The 16,585-nt window shown below is 70.5% G+C and carries 14 protein-coding genes and 1 pseudogene; 7 read left to right on the top strand and 8 right to left on the bottom strand.

Going from position 1 to position 16,585, the window contains the following annotated elements; genetic code table 11:
• Positions 1–437: pseudogene (locus AC792_RS01215) on the bottom strand (hypothetical protein); the annotation flags it as partial.
• Between the two features lie 209 nt (positions 438–646).
• A complete protein-coding gene (locus tag AC792_RS01210) occupies positions 647–1,726 on the bottom strand; it encodes a protein kinase domain-containing protein (protein ID WP_152915963.1) in 1,080 nt (359 codons plus the stop codon).
• 89 nt (positions 1,727–1,815) lie between these two features.
• Here AC792_RS01210 and lipB point away from each other — a divergent pair, with 89 nt between their 5' ends.
• The 3 genes from lipB (at position 1,816) to AC792_RS01195 (ending at position 4,357) form a co-directional block, all read left to right on the top strand.
• The gene (gene lipB / locus AC792_RS01205; protein ID WP_049828774.1) at positions 1,816–2,538 is read left to right on the top strand and encodes a lipoyl(octanoyl) transferase LipB; all 723 of its coding nucleotides are present in this window, start codon (positions 1,816–1,818) and stop codon (positions 2,536–2,538) included.
• Positions 2,535–3,536 (top strand): lipoyl synthase, encoded by a 1,002-nt coding sequence (gene lipA, locus AC792_RS01200; protein ID WP_049828773.1) that lies wholly within the window; start codon positions 2,535–2,537, stop codon positions 3,534–3,536. The genes lipB and lipA overlap by 4 nt, the downstream gene beginning before the upstream one ends.
• A gap of 71 nt (positions 3,537–3,607) precedes the next feature.
• Entirely contained in the window at positions 3,608–4,357 is a 750-nt protein-coding gene (locus AC792_RS01195; protein WP_049828772.1) for a DUF4191 domain-containing protein, read from the top strand.
• 215 nt (positions 4,358–4,572) lie between these two features.
• On the opposite strand, the gene AC792_RS01190 is transcribed toward AC792_RS01195, so the two are convergent.
• The gene (locus tag AC792_RS01190; RefSeq protein WP_049828771.1) at positions 4,573–5,010 is read right to left on the bottom strand and encodes an RDD family protein; all 438 of its coding nucleotides are present in this window, start codon (positions 5,008–5,010) and stop codon (positions 4,573–4,575) included.
• A gap of 258 nt (positions 5,011–5,268) precedes the next feature.
• On the opposite strand from AC792_RS01190, the gene glnA (AC792_RS01185) reads away from it, so the two are divergent.
• Positions 5,269–6,693, top strand: coding sequence for a type I glutamate--ammonia ligase (gene glnA / locus AC792_RS01185; RefSeq protein ID WP_049828770.1), 1,425 nt, complete (start codon positions 5,269–5,271; stop codon positions 6,691–6,693).
• 99 nt (positions 6,694–6,792) lie between these two features.
• On the opposite strand, the gene AC792_RS01180 is transcribed toward glnA (AC792_RS01185), so the two are convergent.
• The gene (locus AC792_RS01180) at positions 6,793–9,804 is read right to left on the bottom strand and encodes a bifunctional [glutamine synthetase] adenylyltransferase/[glutamine synthetase]-adenylyl-L-tyrosine phosphorylase (RefSeq protein ID WP_049828769.1); all 3,012 of its coding nucleotides are present in this window, start codon (positions 9,802–9,804) and stop codon (positions 6,793–6,795) included.
• Between the two features lie 82 nt (positions 9,805–9,886).
• Positions 9,887–11,227 carry a type I glutamate--ammonia ligase gene (glnA, locus tag AC792_RS01175; protein WP_049828776.1) on the bottom strand — a complete coding sequence of 447 codons (1,341 nt, stop codon included), beginning with the start codon at positions 11,225–11,227 and terminating at the stop codon, positions 9,887–9,889.
• Positions 11,228–11,500: 273 nt separating this feature from the next.
• Between glnA (AC792_RS01175) and panB the strand changes: the two genes are divergently transcribed.
• Positions 11,501–12,379, top strand: a complete 879-nt coding sequence (gene panB / locus AC792_RS01170; RefSeq protein WP_049828768.1) for a 3-methyl-2-oxobutanoate hydroxymethyltransferase — start codon at positions 11,501–11,503, stop codon at positions 12,377–12,379.
• Positions 12,380–12,453: 74 nt separating this feature from the next.
• On the opposite strand, the gene AC792_RS01165 is transcribed toward panB, so the two are convergent.
• Positions 12,454–12,621, bottom strand: a complete 168-nt coding sequence (locus AC792_RS01165; protein ID WP_152915962.1) for an SPOR domain-containing protein — start codon at positions 12,619–12,621, stop codon at positions 12,454–12,456.
• Between the two features lie 98 nt (positions 12,622–12,719).
• Between AC792_RS01165 and map the strand changes: the two genes are divergently transcribed.
• Both map and ppgK read left to right on the top strand, forming a co-directional pair.
• Positions 12,720–13,598, top strand: coding sequence for a type I methionyl aminopeptidase (gene map / locus AC792_RS01160; protein WP_049828766.1), 879 nt, complete (start codon positions 12,720–12,722; stop codon positions 13,596–13,598).
• Between the two features lie 64 nt (positions 13,599–13,662).
• Positions 13,663–14,490: a polyphosphate--glucose phosphotransferase gene (ppgK, locus tag AC792_RS01155; RefSeq protein ID WP_049828765.1), complete on the top strand. Its 828-nt coding sequence runs from the start codon at positions 13,663–13,665 to the stop codon at positions 14,488–14,490.
• Positions 14,491–14,749: 259 nt separating this feature from the next.
• Here the strand turns inward: ppgK and nrdR are convergent, their stop codons facing one another.
• Both nrdR and hisD read right to left on the bottom strand, forming a co-directional pair.
• Positions 14,750–15,247 (bottom strand): transcriptional regulator NrdR, encoded by a 498-nt coding sequence (nrdR, locus tag AC792_RS01150; RefSeq protein WP_049828764.1) that lies wholly within the window; start codon positions 15,245–15,247, stop codon positions 14,750–14,752.
• Positions 15,248–15,336: 89 nt separating this feature from the next.
• On the bottom strand, positions 15,337–16,585 hold a 1,249-nt coding region (hisD, locus tag AC792_RS01145; protein ID WP_049828763.1), incomplete at its 5' end, for a histidinol dehydrogenase.

The following is a 16,585-nucleotide window of genomic DNA, read 5'->3' as shown; positions in this document are numbered from 1 at the left end:
CGCCGTGGGCGGGCCGCCGCCCCCCCGGCCCCCGGCCCCCCCCCCCCCGCCGGGGCCCGCCCCCGCCCCCCCGCGGGGGGGAGGTCGACGTCCGCCTCGGTGAAGGCACGGGCCCGCAGTGCGGCAAGTCCTCCCAGAGCCACGCCCGGACCCGCGTCCAGCGCCGTCGTGGGAGCATCCCCCGCGAACCCCCCCCCCGCCGGGCCCCCGCCTGCCGGGTCCGGCCGGCCGCCCGGCCCGCTCGGGTCCCCCGCGCTGTCGATGTCCCCCGCACCCTCCGTACCGTCCCCGTCCCCGGGTGTGCCCTTCGGCACCACGGTGCCGCCCCCGTCGGGGTCGCCGCCCCCGTCCGCCGGCTCCTGCAGGACCTCGGCGGTGCGCTGGGACTCGCCACCGGAGGTCACGTCCGACGTCCGGCCCATGCCACCCACCGTCACGGCCGTTCCCACCCCGCGCAGGACCGCTGCGAGGGCCCCCGCGAGCAGGGCGACACCGCGTCGTACCCGGAGCCCCTCCTCCCTCGTCCGGGACCCGGGATCCTTCCGCCGCCGACGTGCCGAGGGGTGCGACGAGGATCGCCTCGTGCCCCGCCGAGCGGGGAACGCCCTTCCTCCACCGGCGGTCCCCCGCCCGGCGGGGCGCCGCGTCAGGAGCCGGGCGGCACGCTCTCGTGCACCGCGGGGGCGAGATTCACGGGCACGGGTGTCGCCGAGGCCAGGAGCACCCGGGCAACCTCCGCAGCGGGAGGGCGACGATCGGTCGGTGCGCTCAGGCAGTCCTCGATGATCCCCATCAGCGCGGGATCCACCTCGGGCACCATCAGCGCCAGGGGCGGACGCTGCTCCGTGGGACCGGGCGCGCGTCCGGTCAGCGCGAACCAGCAGACGGCTGCGAGTGCGAAGACGTCGACCCCGACGTGGTACGCGCCGTCCGAGGCGGGATCCATGAAACCCGGCGTCCCCAAGGGAGCAGCGGCCGCCGCGCCGAGGAGACGCCCGGTGCCCAGATCGCCGAGGAGCGGTTTCCCCTCGCTGGTGAACAGGATGTTGCCGGGGGTCACGTCACCGTGCACCATCCCCTCGGCATGCAGGTGCGCGAGCGCCTGAGCCACGGGGGCCAGGGCCGTCACCACCTCGGCGACGGGGAGCGGACCCCTGCCGGCGATCAGGGCGAGCAGCGACCCGCCCGGTGCCAGCTCCGCGAGCATCCCGGGTCCCTGGTCCGTCTCCACCATCCGGTGGACCTCGAGCAGGTGCTCGTGACGGAAACGCCGCAGGAGGCGTAACTCCCGCTCGAGACCTCCACGGAGGCTTGCCGCCCCGCCGCCCTGCAGGTCGACGTCGTCCGCGGCGACCGGGAACCGCCCGGGTCCGTCCGCGGGGTCGGGACGGGCGTCCGGGCCGGCTGCGCGCCGCCCCCGCGACGGCGGACCTGTGACCGGCGGGGTCGGTGCGTGCCGTACCCCCTCCGGTGCCGGTCCTCCCCGTGACGGTGCCGGTCCTCCGCGCGACGGTGCCGCGATCTTGAGCGCGAAGCGCCGCCCGTCGTCGTCCGTCACGAGCCATGCCGACGAGAACCCACCGCGTCCGAGCAGACGTCCGACGTGGAGTCCGGGTACCACCGGAGGAACGGGATCCTCCGGCGGTGCACCCGAGGGTCCCGGGCCACCCGAAGGGCGGAGGCGGTGCCCGAAACTGGGGGCGTTCTCGGGTGCGGAATTGCTCATGACCCAGTTCTAGGGCACGAAGGGTGGCGTTCGGGGTTATCCACAGGATCTGAGCAGCCGCTGGGACGATCGCGGACTACCCTTGCAGCATGACTCTTGCGTTCTCACGCGTCGGCCTGGCCCCCGACTACGTGGAGTACTCCTCCGGGTGGGACCTCCAGAAGACCCTGCACGAGGAGGTGCTCGAGGGCATCCGCCCCAGCACCGTGATCCTGCTCGAGCACGCCCCCGTCTACACGGCGGGCAGACGCACGGAGGAGCACGAACGGCCGTTCGACGGTACGCCGGTGATACCGGTGGACCGCGGCGGCAAGCTCACCTGGCACGGCCCGGGGCAGCTGGTGGCCTACCCGATCATCGCGCTGCGTGACCCTGCACGCGTGGCGGAGTACGTCGGTACGCTCGAGGGGATCATCATCTCCGTGCTCCGCACCTTCGGGATCGAGGGTATGCGGGTCGAGGGACGATCAGGAGTATGGCTGACGGCGACCGAGGACCGGCCCGCACGGAAGATCGCGGCGATCGGGATCCGGGTCAAGGACCGCGTCACCATGCACGGGTTCGCCGTGAACTGCAGCAACGACCTCGCACCGTTCCAGCAGATCGTCCCGTGCGGCATCAGCGACGCCGGGGTCACCTCGATCTCGGCCGAGTGCGGCCGTACCGTGACGCCTGCCGCGATCGTTTCGCTGATCGAGGCCGGACTGCGCGACAATGAGAGGGTACTGGTGGGCGAGGACGACACCGGCTCCCGCCGGACCCCTCTCGCGAACCAGCCCCGTGACTCCGAGTCAGAAGGAACTTCACCATGAGTCTTGCCCCCGAGGGACGCCGTCTGCTGCGCATCGAGGCGCGCAATGCCGAGACGCCGGTGGAGCGCAAACCCGACTGGATGAAGGCGAAGGTCAACATCGGTCCGGAGTTCGTCTCCATGAAGAACCTCGTGAAGAAGGAAGGCCTGCACACCGTCTGCGAGGAAGCGGGCTGCCCCAACATCTTCGAGTGCTGGGAGGACCGTGAGGCCACCTTCCTCATTGGCGGGTCCGAGTGCACCAGGCGTTGCGACTTCTGCCAGATCGACACCGGGAAACCGCAGCCCCTGGACCGCAGCGAACCGTTCAAGGTGGCGCAGTCGGTCCGTTCCATGAACCTCCGGTACGCGACGGTGACCGGCGTGGCCCGCGACGACCTGCCCGACGAAGGCGTCTGGCTCTACGCGGAGACCATCCGGCAGATCCACGGCATGAACCCGGGGACCGGCGTCGAGATCCTCATCCCGGACTTCTCGGGACGCCCGGAGCACATCGCGGCGATCTGCGACGCGGCGCCGGAGGTGTTCGCGCACAACGTGGAGACGGTCCCGCGGATCTTCAAGCGCATCCGGCCGGCGTTCCGCTACGAGCGCTCCCTCGACGTCATCACGCAGGGGCGCGACCTCGGCATGGTGACGAAGTCCAACCTGATCCTCGGCATGGGCGAGACGCGCGAGGAGATCTCCGAGGCGCTCAGGGACCTCCACGCGGCGGGCTGCGACCTCATCACCATCACGCAGTACCTGCGTCCCAGCGAACGCCATCTGCCCGTGGACCGCTGGGTCAAACCGGCCGAGTTCGTGGAACTGAGCGAGGAGGCGGAGGAGATCGGGTTCCTCGGCGTCATGAGCGGTCCCCTCGTGCGCTCCTCCTACCGGGCCGGACGCCTCTGGGCGCGTGCCATGCGCAGGAAGGGTCTGGAGCTTCCCGCGGAGCTCTCCCACCTGGACGACCCCGGGACCGCCTCCCAGGAAGCGGCGTCGTTGCTCGCCGGCTGATCCGTTCCCGGGCGTCCCTCCTTCCGCCCTGCCGTCGACGCCCTCCGGGCGTCCCGTAGAATCGAAGCACTATGTCACATTCGATTGATCCCTCAGGCTCCCCCACGCCCAGACGCCGGCTCTTCTCGCGCAAGCCGAAACCGCAGAAGGCGAAGAAGACCGGGCGCATGAAGCAGATCGTCGAAGTCTTCAAGATGACACGGCGCAACGATCCCGCGGTCGTCTGGTTCATGCTCCTGGCGTTCGTCGGGATCATCGCGGTGGGCCTGCTGATCGGGCTCCTGATCGACAACATCGTCACCCTGGTCATCATCTCGGTGCCCCTGGCCCTGCTGGCGGCGATCTTCATCCTGTCCAGACGCGCCGAGCGGGCCGCGTTCTCCCAGATCGAGGGCAAGCCCGGCGGTGCCGGAGCCGCCCTGAGCGTGCTGCGCCGCGGATGGATCCTCCAGGAGCAGCCGGTCGCGGTGAACCCCCGCACCCAGGACGCCGTCTTCCGCGTCATCGGGCGCCCCGGCGTCATCCTGGTGTCGGAGGGACCGGCCACGCGCGTCAAGCAGCTCGTCGACGGCGAGAAGCGCAAGATGGCCCGCATCATCCCCAACGTCCCGGTGCACATCGTGGGGACCGGACGCGGGGAGGGCCAGGTACCGCTGGCGAAGCTCCCCAAGCAGATCCAGAAGATGAAGAAGACACTGACCAAGCAGGAGGTGTACGCCGTGGACAAGCGGCTCACCGCGCTCGGCACCAAGCTACCCATCCCGAAGGGCGTGGACCCGTTCAAGGCTCGTCCCGACCGCAAGGGGATGCGCGGGCGCTGACGCCCTCCGTCCACGAGATCCGAGGAAAGCCGTTCCCATCTCCGGGAGCGGCTTTCCTCGTCCTGTCCCCGAACCGGGTGAACCAGCCCGGTGGGACGTCAGGGGTAGGACGTCCGGGAGGCCCGGCGCGGAGTCGGCGGGGGGAGGGGGTGCGTCGGCCTCGACCCGACGGCCTGGATCGCGGACCGGACGGCCCGGATCGCGACGTGCACGGGCTAGATCCTGAACAGCGCCGTGCCGCGGACACGGTCGTGGACACCGCGCTGGTCCGCATCGAGGATCAGCGCCGGCACCACCAGGCAGACCAGCACGCTGCGGATCAGGGCGGTCAGGTACCCGGCCGGCCGTCCGTCGAGTGTCTGCACCTGCATCCGGAAGACCCGGTGCCCGATGCTGTACCCAAAGAATCCCACGAGGAGGACCTGCTCCACGAGGAAGATGAACAGGGTCGCGAGGGCGTCGTACTGGAAGAAGGCCGCCGAGGCGAGTGAGCAGATCAGCCAGTCGACGAGGAGGGCACCTGCGCGCGGCCCGAACCGCGCGATGGATCCCGGGCCCGCCTCGGGCCTGCCGAGCCGCTGACCCGGCCACTGCTGCTCGCCCGACGGCGGCGGACCGTCGAGCCACGAGCCGAGCTCATCCCTGTTCACCACGGACCCAGCCTACCGGGAGGAGGGCGGCGGGACCCGATCATGCACCCATCCACCCGACGCGCTAGGGTGGATCGAGCAGTTCCCCTCATGTAACGTCCCGGAAACACGCGCGACACCAGCGAGAAACTGCCCGCTCCTACTGTTGGAACGAGTCGGCGGCAGCGTCCCCATCCTGCCGGAGCTCGTGAAAATTCCTTGCGGTGCAGGGACACGCGCTGGCGCCGGGTTCCCCCAGCCATGCGTTAGGAGCATGAATCGATGTTTAAGAATGCGGACGAGGTCCTCAAGTTCATCGCCGACGAAGATGTCAGGTTCGTCGATGTACGCTTCACCGACCTTCCCGGAGTCCAGCAGCACTTCAACGTCCCTGCGAAGTCGGTGGACGCGGACTTCTTCATCAACGGTCAGCTCTTCGACGGCTCGTCCATCCGCGGCTTCCAGGGCATCGCGGAGTCCGACATGCAGCTCATCCCGGATGTGACCACGGCCTTCGTGGACCCCTTCCGTGCCGAGAAGACGCTTGCGCTGAACTTCTCGATCGTGAACCCGCGGACCGGTGACCCCTACCACCGCGATCCCCGCAGTGTCGCCGAGCGCGCGGAGGCGTACCTGTCCTCCACCGGTATCGCGGACACGGCGTTCTTCGCCCCCGAGGCCGAGTTCTTCATCTTCGACAACGTCCAGTACGAGTCCTCCCCGCAGGGCAGCTTCTACAAGGTGGACTCCATCGAGGCGCCGTGGAACAGCGGACGCGAGGAGGTGGGCGGGAACCTCGGCAACAAGACCCCGTTCAAGGGTGGTTACTTCCCGGTGTCCCCCGTGGACAAGCAGGCAGACCTCCGCGACGCCATCTGCGTGGAACTGGACAAGGCCGGTCTCGAGGTCGAGCGCTCGCACCACGAGGTCGGCGGCGCCGGCCAGGCCGAGATCAACTACAAGTTCACCACCATGACGCACGCGGCGGACGACCTGCAGAAGTTCAAGTACATCGTCAAGAACGTCTCCAACGCCTGGGGCAAGTCGGCGACCTTCATGCCGAAGCCCATCTTCGGTGACAACGGTTCGGGGATGCACTGCCACCAGTCGCTGTGGTCCAACGGTGAGCCGCTGTTCTACGACGAGCGCGGCTACGCCGGTCTCTCGGACACCGCCCGCTGGTACATCGGCGGTCTGCTGAAGCACGCCTCGGCGGTCCTCGCGTTCACCAACCCGACCGTGAACTCCTACCGCCGCCTGGTCAAGGGCTTCGAGGCGCCGGTGAACATGGTGTACTCGCAGGGCAACCGCTCCGCCGGTATCCGCATCCCGATCACGGGGTCGAACCCGAAGGCCAAGCGACTCGAGTTCCGCGCGCCGGACCCCTCCTCGAACCCGTACCTCGCCTTCGCCGCGCAGCTGATGGCGGGCCTCGACGGCATCAAGAACCGCATCGAACCCGCGGACCCGATCGACAAGGACCTCTACGAGCTCCCCCCCGAGGAGGCACAGGACATCCAGAAGGCCCCGGGCTCGCTCGAGGAGGCACTCCTGGCGCTCGAGGCCGACAACGAGTTCCTGCAGGCCGGCGGCGTCTTCACCCAGGACCTGATCGAGACCTGGATCGAGTACAAGCGCGAGGTGGAGATCAAGCCGCTCGCACTGCGCCCGAACCCCTACGAGTTCGAGCTCTACTACGGGGTCTGATCCACCAGGATCCGATGCACGCAATCGGACGTCACGACGGCGGTCCCCCTCACCGGGAGGCCGCCGTCGTCGTTTTCCGCCGCCCCACGCAGGAGACGATCAGTACCCGTAGAAGTGGCGCTCGAAGACGGTGCGGCTGCGCCGGGTGAGGCGCAGGTAGTCCTCCTCCAGCTCCGACCCGCTGTCCGGGCCGTAGCCGCACCACCGGGCCACGGCCTCGAGGTCCCGGCGGGAGGACGGCAGCAGGTCCGACCCCCGTCCGGTCCAGATGACGTTGGCGGCGCGGATCCGGCTGGCCAGGGCCCAGCTCTCGCGCAGGATGCCGGCGTCCTCCGCAGGCAGCAGCCCCTCGGCGCTGCAGGCGTCCAGACCCGCGAGCGTGGGCTGGACCCGCAGGGACGGCGTGGAGTGCGCATGCTGGAGCTGGAGGAGCTGCACCAGCCATTCGACGTCGCTGAGCGCACCCCGCCCGAGCTTGAGATGACGCGACGGGTCAGCACCGCGGGGCAGCCGCTCCGACTCCACCCGGGCCTTGATGCGGCGGATCTCGCGAACACTGTTCTCGCCGAGGTCGGCCGGGTAGCGCAGCGGGTCGATCAGGGCCACGAACTCCGCGGCGAGGTCGTCGCTCCCCGCGAGCGGCCGGGCACGCAGGAGCGCCTGTGCCTCCCAGGGCAGCGACCACCGGCGGTAGTACTCGCGGTAGGAGTCCAGGGAGCGGACCATGGCCCCCTGCTTGCCCTCCGGCCGCAGGGCGACGTCGATCTCGAGGACCCGTTCGGCGAGCACCGGGGGCTTGCACGGCTGGGTCAGCAGCGCCGTCAGCCGGCCCACGAGCGCCTCGGCCTGCCGCTGCGCGGCCGACTCGTCGGCTCCGGGCAGCGGCCGGTGCACGAAGATCACGTCGGCGTCCGAGCCGTAGGTGATCTCACGGCCTCCCTGGCGGCCCATGGCCATCACCACCACCTCGGTGAGCTGCTCCTGACCGTCCCCGAACAGCTCCTTTTCCGCGACGTGCAGTGCCCCGAGGACGGCGGCCCGGTCGGCGTCGGCCAGGGCCCGGCTCACCTCCTCCTGCGGGAGCAGGCCCGCACCGTCCGCGACGGCGATGCGCAGCAGTTCCCGGCGGCGGATCAACCGGATGAGCCGGATCGCCTCCCCGGCCTCCGGGTGCCGCGACATCTTGGAGCGGATCTCCTGCCACTGCGCATCGAACGTGTCGGGGACCAGTGCGGCGTCGGACCCCAGCCACTGGGTGGACTCCGGTGAGACCTCGAGGAGGTCCGTGATGAAGCGGCTGCTGGACAGCACCGCGCACAGGCGTTCGGCGGCCGCGCTCGAGTCACGCAGCATGCCCAGGTACCAGTGGCTCTCCCCCAGCGACTCGCTGAGCCTCCGGAAGCCCAGCAGCCCGGCGTCGGGGTCCACGCCGTCGGCGAACCACGCCAGCAGGATCGGGAGCAGCTGGCGCTGGAGCAGCGCCCTGCGCCGGAGCCCCCCGGTGAGCGCCTCGATGTGTCGCATGGCCCCCCGCGGGTCCTGGTACCCGAGGGCCGCCAGGCGTGCCTGAGCCGCTTCCGCCGTGAGCTGCACGTCCTCGGGCCGGAGGGTGGCTGCGGTGTTCAGCAGCGGGCGGTAGAAGATGGATTCGTGGAGCCGCCGGACGAGCTTCCGGGTGCGCTGCCACTTCTCGTGCAGACTCTGCGCGCTGGGCCTCGCGGTGACCATGCAGCCCTCGGACGCCCGGGCGAGTGCACGCAACGCGCTCGGGTCCTGCGGCATCAGGTGGGTGCGGCGCAGGTACGAGAGCTGGATGCGGTGCTCGAGGACCCGCAGGTAGCGGTAGGCGTCGTCCAGGTCGAGGGCGTCCGAGCGGCCGATGTAGCCGCCCGAGCTGAGGGCGGCGATGGCGGTCACGGTGTCGCGTACCCGGAGGGACTGGTCGAGCCGCCCGTGGACCAGTTGCAGCAGCTGCACCGAGAACTCGACGTCGCGCAGACCTCCGGGTCCCAGTTTGAGCTGCCGGCCCTCCTCCTCCCGCGGGATGTTGTCGGTGACCCTGCGGCGCATCGCGCGGACCGCCTCCACGAAGCCCTCCCGCTGCGAGGACGCCCAGATCAGGGGGGCCACCGCCTCCTCGTAGCGCCGCCCGAGGTCCGGGTCCCCGGCCACAGCACGCGCCTTGAGGAGCGCCTGGAACTCCCAGGTCCGCGCCCAGCGCTCGTAGTAGGACACGTGGGATCCGAGGGTCCGCACCAGCTGCCCGTCCTTGCCCTCGGGCCGCAGGTTGGCGTCCACCTCCCACAGGGCCGGCTCGGGGGCCACGGAGTACACACCGCGGACCATGCCCGAGGCCAGGCCGGTGCCGATCCTGGTCAGCAGAGCGTCGTCGACGTCGTCCCCCTCCACCACGTACACGACGTCGACGTCGGAGATGTAGTTGAGCTCCCGGGCGCCGCACTTGCCCATCGCGATGACGGCGAGCCTCACGCGCTCCACGACCTCCGCCCCGTACACCTCGCCGAGCTCGGCGCGGGCCACGGCGAGCGCGGCCTCCAGGGCGGCCGCCGCGAGATCGCTCAGTTCGCGCGAGACCACCGGCAGGTAGTCCAGCGGGGCGCAGTGGCCGAGGTCCCGCACCGCGAGATCGGTGAGGTGGCGCCGGTAGGTGATGCGCAGACGCCGGTACGCCTCGACGCCGGTGAGACCGGCCACCGGGTTCACCGCACGCGGATCGGCCTCCACCGCGTGCAGCAGCGCCGCCCGGAGGCTCTCGGGCGGCACCGGCGCCGGCGTCGCCGGCCCGCTGCGGACCACGTCGAGGTGCTCGGGATGACGCATGAGGAACTCACCGAGTGCCTCCGAGGCCCCGAGGAGCCGGAACAGCGCAGGACGCCGGGCCTCGTCCTCGAAGGCACCCAGGACACCCCCACGGTCCACCGCCAGCAGCCGGACGAAGGACTGCAGCGCGAGGTCCGGGTCCGCCGCCACCGCGAGCGCGTCGAGGAGCTCGTCGTCGTCGAGATCCGTCAGCTCCGGCGCGGCCAGGAAACGCCGGCTCTTCTCGAGGTCGGCGAAGCCGTAACTGATCAGCTTACGGTTGAGGCTCATGCCCCAACCCTAGCCACCCTCCGGCCGGCGTCGCCGGCCGGCTGCCCCTGCGGACGGCTCGGCGGAGGGTCCGAAGGACGGCTCAGAGGATGTTGAGGTTGCGGCGCAGCTCGTACGGGGTGACCTCGATCCGGTAGTCGTACCACTCGGCGCGCTTGTTCCGCAGGAAGTTCTCGAACACCTGCTCCCCCAGGATGTCCGCCACCAGCTCGGAATCCTCCATCACCCGGATGGCGTCGTGCAGACTCGCCGGCAGGGAGTCGTGCCCCATCGCGCGGCGCTCCGCGGCCGTGAGGCCCCAGACGTCGTCCTCGGCCGCGGCGGGCAGTTCGTAGCCCTCCTCGATGCCCTTCAGCCCCGCCCCGAGCAGCACCGAGTAGGCGAGGTAGGGGTTGCTGGCGGAGTCGATGCCGCGGTACTCGATGCGCGCCGACTGGCCCTTGTTCGGCTTGTAGAGCGGGACGCGGACCAGCGCCGAGCGGTTGTTGTGCCCCCAGGACAGGTAGCTGGGAGCCTCACCGCCACCCCAGAGCCGCTTGTAGGAGTTCACGAACTGGTTGGTCACGGCGGTGAACTCGGGTGCGTGCCTGAGGATCCCGGCGATGAACTGGCGGGCGGTGGTGGAGAGCTGGAACTCGGCGCCGGCCTCGAAGAACGCGTTCGTGTCCCCCTCGAACAGGGAGAAGTGCGTGTGCATCCCGGATCCGGGGTGCGCGGAGAACGGCTTGGGCATGAAGGTCGCGTAGCTGTTCGAGGTGAGGGCCACCTCCTTGATGATGGTGCGGAACGTCATGATGTTGTCCGCCGTCTGCAGCGCGTCCGCGTAGCGCAGATCGATCTCGTTCTGGCCGGGCCCGGCCTCGTGGTGGCTGAACTCCACCGAGATGCCCACGGATTCCAGCATGGCGACCGCGTTGCGCCGGAAGTCCTGCGCCACGCCACCCGGTACGTGGTCGAAGTACCCTGCGTGGTCCACGGGGACGGGCTGCCCGTCCGCGCCCACCTCCTCCGACTTCAGGAGGTAGAACTCGATCTCCGGGTGGGTGTAGCAGGTGAAGCCCATGTCGGCGGCCTTGGCGAGGGTGCGCTTCAGCACGCCCCGCGGGTCCGCGGTGGAGGGCTGCCCGTCGGGGGTCAGGATGTCGCAGAACATGCGCGAGGTCTGCTCCGTGTCACCGCGCCAGGGCAGGATCTGGAAGGTGGAGGGATCGGGCTGCGCCAGCATGTCCGATTCGTACACGCGCGCCAGGCCCTCGATCGAGGAGCCGTCGAAGCCGAGCCCCTCCTCGAACGCCCCCTCCACCTCGGCGGGGGCGAGGGCCACCGATTTGAGGGTCCCGACGACGTCGGTGAACCACAGACGCACGTACCGCACGTCGCGCTCCTCGATGGTTCGTAGTACGAACTCCTGCTGCCGGTCCATGACCACCTCGTTCCTCCTCGTCGTCCTGACCACGCCCCGTCCCGGAGGTGGCGGACTGTTTCCGCCCGGCGTCGTACGCGTCCGGGCCCGCCACGGCCGGTGGACGGCACGGCGCACCTTGCCGTTGATCACTCTACTGATCCGCGGGCCCTCTTCAGGCGCGGACCGTTCCGTCCCGTGTGCCGCGCCGACGTCGACGGGCCGGCGTCGGCGGCCAGTCGGGCGGCATGGGGTGGGCGGGGACGTGTGCGAAGGGTCCAGTAGGCTCGGGGCATGACGTCCGCCGAACTGCCCGCCCCCTACGGAGCCGGCGCCGCCGCAGGATCCCCGGAGGGCACCCGGGGAGCAGCGCTGTCCCCCGCCCGGATCCGGACCCACCACCTGCAGCAGGCCAAGGACCGGGGTACGCGTTTCGCGATGCTCACGGCCTACGACCAGTACGCGGCCGAGGTGTTCGACCAGGCCGGGATCGAGGTCCTCCTGGTCGGGGACTCCGCGGCGAACAACGTGCTGGGGCACGCCACCACGCTGCCCATCACCCTGGACGAGATGATCCTGTTCAGCCGGGCGGTCAGCCGGGCCGCGACACGCGCACTCGTGGTGGCGGACCTCCCGTTCGGCAGCTACGAGGTCTCCCCCGAACAGGCCGTGGAGTCCTCGGTCCGGCTGCTGAAGGAGGGGCTGGTGCACGCCGTCAAGATGGAGGGCGGCGCGGACTACGCGGGGACGGTGCGCGCCCTGGTCCGGGCCGGCATCCCGGTGATGGCGCACATCGGGTTCACGCCGCAGAGCGAGCACGCCCTCGGCGGCTACCGTGTCCAGGGGCGCGGAGACGCATCACGGCGCATCGTGGACGACGCCGTGGCCCTCGCCGACGCCGGCGCCTTCTGCATCCTCATGGAGATGGTCCCGGCGGAGACCGCGACGGCGGTGGACGCCGCGGTCCCGGTGCCCACCATCGGGATCGGCGCCGGCCCGGGTACCACGGGTCAGGTGCTCGTCTGGCAGGACATGGCCGGACTGCGCGGTGGGAAGCAGGCCAGATTCGTCAAGCAGTACGCGGACCTGCGCGGTGTCCTGGCCGAGGCCGCCGGCGCCTTCGCCGACGACGTCCGTGCCGGGACGTTCCCCGGCCCCGAGCACTCCTTCTAGTCTCCCGTCCTGACGTCCCGACCGGTTCGGCGGCCCCCCGCCGAACCGACCCGGACGTCCTCCGGTGGTGGGGCTCAGTCCTCCTCGTCCTCCGCGTCCCACGCCTCGTTGCGCTGCCGCACCTTCTCGAGGGCCTTGGCCGCCTCGTCGCGCGTGGGGTAGGGGCCGATCAGCTGCGACCAGTCCGACTGCCGGTCCTCCTCGACCTCGTGGGTACGTACGTTGTACCAGTACTCCGTCATCCGGACCTCCTCCATCCGGGACGTCCCCGCCCCGTCCGCCGATTATGGGCCACGGTGGTCTTTCGATCGCCGACCCGGCCCGCTATAGGATCAAGGGTATGCCCCAGCCTTCCGCGACCGCCCCTCCCGGCACCCTCGTCCCCGGCACGATCTCTCCGCAACGCCCCGTGCCCAGGAGCATCGTGCGGCCCGAGTACGTGGGCCGGAAGGCACCCCGGCCGTTCACCGGGTCCGAGGTGAAGACGCCGGAGACCATCGAGAAGATCCGTGCCGCCGGCAGGATCGCGGCGCAGGCGATCATGGAGGTCGGGAAGCGGGCGCAGCCCGGGACCACCACGGACGAACTCGACCGGGTGGGTCACGAGTTCCTGCTGGACCACGGCGCCTATCCGTCCACCCTGGGGTACCGGGGGTTCCCGAAGTCGATCTGCTCCTCGGTGAACGAGGTGATCTGCCACGGCATCCCCGACTCCACGGTGCTGCAGGACGGTGACATCGTGAACATCGACATCACCGCCTACAAGGACGGCGTCCACGGCGACACCAATTCCACGTTCTGCGTCGGTGAGGTGGACGAGCAGTCCCGTCTGCTGGTGGAGCGCACCCGGGAGTCCCTGGCCCGGGCGATCCGGGTGGTGGCCCCCGGCCGTGAGATCAACGTGATCGGACGGAGCATCGAGACCTACGCCAAGCGCTTCGGGTACGGGGTGGTCCGCGACTTCACCGGGCACGGGGTGGGCGAGGCCTTCCACACCGGCCTCATCATCCCGCACTACGACGCCGCTCCCGCCCACAACCGCGTGATCGAGCCCGGGATGGTCTTCACGATCGAACCCATGCTCACCCTCGGTACCATCCAGTGGGACATGTGGTCGGACGACTGGACGGTGGTCACCAGGGACCGCCGCCGGACCGCGCAGTTCGAGCACACCCTCCTGGTGACCGGCACCGGCACCGAGATCCTCACCCTGCCCTGACGCGGCGCCCGCACACACGAGTACCATCCGCAGCCGGTACGCCGGCCCATCCCGACGGAGAACCATGGCCAAGGACACCGCCAAGACACACAGGACCGACAAGAAGTCGAAGAAGCTGCCGAAGAGCGTCATCGGGATCGACATCGGCGGTACGGGGATCAAGGGGGGCATCGTCGACCTCGCCCGCGGCGAGATCGTCGGTGACCGCTACCGCATCCCCACCCCGCAGCCGTCCACCCCGCAGGCTGTCGCGGAGGTGGTGGCGCAGATCGTCACGGAACTCACGTCGCGGCCCGAGGGGCCTCCCGCGGACCTGCCCGTGGGCGTGACCTTCCCCGCGATCATCCAGCACGGCGTGGCGCGGTCCGCCGCCAACGTGGACAAGAGCTGGGTGGACACCGACGTCGACGCACTCTTCACCCAGGTCCTCGGACGTTCCGTCCATGTGATCAACGACGCCGACGCCGCCGGTCTCGCGGAGGTCCGGTACGGGGCGGGCAAGGGGAAGCCGGGGACCGTCCTGGTGGTCACCCTCGGCACCGGGATCGGCTCCGCCTTCGTCTTCGACGGCCGGCTGGTACCCAACGTGGAGCTCGGGCACCTGGAGATCGACGGTCACGACGCCGAGACGAGGGCCTCCGCCGTGGCCCGGGAACGGGACGGCATCGGATGGGACGAGTACGCCGTACGCCTCCAGCGGTACTTCTCCCACGTCGAGTTCCTCTTCTCCCCCGAGCTGTTCATCGTGGGAGGCGGGATCTCCAAGCGGAGCAGCGAGTACCTCCCCTCCCTCGACCTCCGTACGCCGATCATCCCCGCGCAGCTCAAGAACCACGCCGGGATCGTGGGGGGCGCACTCCAGGCGGCACTGCTCTTCAGCCCGACCGTCTGACGCACCGGTCCCCGCAAGGAACCCGCTCCCGGACATCCGGGGGCGGGGCTCCTCGCGTCGGTCGGTGGACCGGTGGTGGCTCCGGCTTCCCCTCCGTCACCACCACCGGGGTCGTACGCGCAGGTTCTCCCCTGCGCGGATCTGCTCCCGGGCAGGGGGTGCTCCTGCGCGGATCTGCTCCCGGGCAGGGGATGCTCCTGCGCGGATCTGCTCCCGGGCAGGGGATGCTCCTGCGGGGAGGCCCTCCTGCGGAGAGATCCTACTGCGCCGTGAGCGGTCGCTGCACCCCGCTGGGTACCCGCTCGTTGTCCCGCGCCTGCTCCCGCAGGGCGTCGATGGCGGCCTCGAAGTCCTCGAGGGACTCGAAGCCCTGGTACACGCTCGCGAAGCGCAGGAACGCGATCTGGTCGAGTCTGCGCAGGGGGCCGAGGATCGCGAGGCCCACCTCGTGGGCGTCGATCTCCGCCACACCGCTGGCCCGCACGTTCTCCTCCACCTCCTGCGCGAGGAGCGCGAGGTCGTCCTCGGTGACGGGCCGGCCCTGGCAGGCCTTCCGCACGCCGTTGATGACCTTGCCCCGGCTGAAGGGTTCCGCGGCGCCCGAGCGCTTGACCACGCTGAGACTCGTGGTCTCCACGGTGCTGAAACGCCGCCCGCACTGCGGGCAGGACCGACGACGCCGGATCGCCGAGCCGTCGTCGCCGAGCCGGCTGTCGACCACACGGGAGTCGGGGTGACGGCAGTACGGACAGTACATGACTTACCCTCCGCTCGTCGGCCTCAAGGTCATCTTAGGACTACATGTAGTGAAACTACAAGGGTGGAATTACCAGATGTAGTGTTCTGTCAGGCGTGACCGGCGAACCTGGCTGCGACCGCGTCGCCGTGCGCGGGCAGGTTCTCCGCCTCGGACAGAGCGATGATCGAGCCGGAGACCGCCTCCAGTGCTGCGCGGTCGTAGTGGATCAGCTGCACCGCCCGCAGGAACGTGGTGACATTCAGTCCGGAGGCGAACGCCGCCGTCCCCCCGGTGGGCAGCACGTGGTTCGAGCCGGCGCAGTAGTCACCCAGGCTCACGGGGCTGGACTCCCCCACGAACACCGCTCCCGCATTGCGGATCCGCGCGGCCACGGCGGCGGCGTCGACGGTCTGGATCTCGAGGTGCTCGGCGGCGTACGCGTTGCACACGGCCACACCGTGCTCCAGATCGTCCACGAGGATCACCCCGGACTGCGGTCCGCCCAGGGCCGTCCGCACCCGCTCGGCGTGCCGCGTCCCTGCGGCCCTGACCTGCAGGCGGCGGACGACGGCGTCGGCGAGCTCCGCGGAATCGGTCACGAGCACGGACGCGGCCTGCGGATCGTGCTCGGCCTGGCTCACGAGGTCCGCGGCCACGAGGTCCGGGTCCGCCGCGGCGTCGGCCAGCACCGCGATCTCGGTGGTGCCCGCCTCGGAGTCGATGCCCACCGTGCCGCGCACCAGACGCTTGGCGGTGGCCACGAACACGTTGCCCGGCCCGGTGATCACGTTCACCGGATCGATGCCGGGCCGCTCGGCGTCGGCGGGGGCACCGGAGGCGGGGGCGGCCACGGCCCGGGCCCCGCCCACCGCGTGGATCTCCGTGATGCCGAGCATGGACGCCGCAGCGAGGATCACCGGGTGGGGCCAGCCACCGAACTCGCGCTGCGGGGGTGAGACCAGCGCGATGGAGCCGACACCGGCGGCCTGGGCGGGTACCACGTTCATGACCACGGAGGAGGGGTAGACGGCCAACCCGCCCGGGACGTAGAGCCCCACGCGGTCCACGGGGATCCACTTGTGCGTCAGCCGGGCACCGGGGGCCACCTCCACCTCCACGTCCGCCGGCAGCTGCGCCGACGCGAAGGCACGGGCACGGGCGATCGCCTCCTCGAGGGCCCCGCGCACCGCCGGGGCGAGCCCGGCCACCGCGTCCTCGCTCACCGCGGCGGGAACCCCCGGGTTCTCCCGCCGCACCCCGTCGAAGCGATCGGCAAGATCCCGCAGCGAGTCGAAGCCGCGGGTCCGGACGTCGTCGATGATGGCCTGCACCGCGGCCTCGGAGGACTGCTCGCTC

The sequence above is a fragment of the Arthrobacter sp. RIT-PI-e genome, assembly GCF_001187915.1.
Lineage (GTDB): Bacteria > Actinomycetota > Actinomycetes > Actinomycetales > Micrococcaceae > Arthrobacter_D.
Note: the sequence above shows the minus strand (reverse complement) of the source record. Positions and strands in the feature narration are given on the sequence as shown.

Bases quoted from the DNA above. Each gene is read 5' to 3' on its own strand.
- AC792_RS01210 (WP_152915963.1), bottom strand. From the start codon at position 1,726: ATGAGCAATTCCGCACCCGAGAACGCCCCCAGTTTCGGGCACCGCCTC.
- lipB (WP_049828774.1), top strand. From the start codon at position 1,816: ATGACTCTTGCGTTCTCACGCGTCGGCCTGGCCCCCGACTACGTGGAG.
- lipA (WP_049828773.1), top strand. From the start codon at position 2,535: ATGAGTCTTGCCCCCGAGGGACGCCGTCTGCTGCGCATCGAGGCGCGC.
- AC792_RS01195 (WP_049828772.1), top strand. From the start codon at position 3,608: ATGTCACATTCGATTGATCCCTCAGGCTCCCCCACGCCCAGACGCCGG.
- glnA (WP_049828770.1), top strand. From the start codon at position 5,269: ATGTTTAAGAATGCGGACGAGGTCCTCAAGTTCATCGCCGACGAAGAT.
- AC792_RS01180 (WP_049828769.1), bottom strand. From the start codon at position 9,804: ATGAGCCTCAACCGTAAGCTGATCAGTTACGGCTTCGCCGACCTCGAG.
- glnA (WP_049828776.1), bottom strand. From the start codon at position 11,227: ATGGACCGGCAGCAGGAGTTCGTACTACGAACCATCGAGGAGCGCGAC.
- panB (WP_049828768.1), top strand. From the start codon at position 11,501: ATGACGTCCGCCGAACTGCCCGCCCCCTACGGAGCCGGCGCCGCCGCA.
- AC792_RS01165 (WP_152915962.1), bottom strand. From the start codon at position 12,621: ATGACGGAGTACTGGTACAACGTACGTACCCACGAGGTCGAGGAGGAC.
- map (WP_049828766.1), top strand. From the start codon at position 12,720: ATGCCCCAGCCTTCCGCGACCGCCCCTCCCGGCACCCTCGTCCCCGGC.
- ppgK (WP_049828765.1), top strand. From the start codon at position 13,663: ATGGCCAAGGACACCGCCAAGACACACAGGACCGACAAGAAGTCGAAG.
- nrdR (WP_049828764.1), bottom strand. From the start codon at position 15,247: ATGTACTGTCCGTACTGCCGTCACCCCGACTCCCGTGTGGTCGACAGC.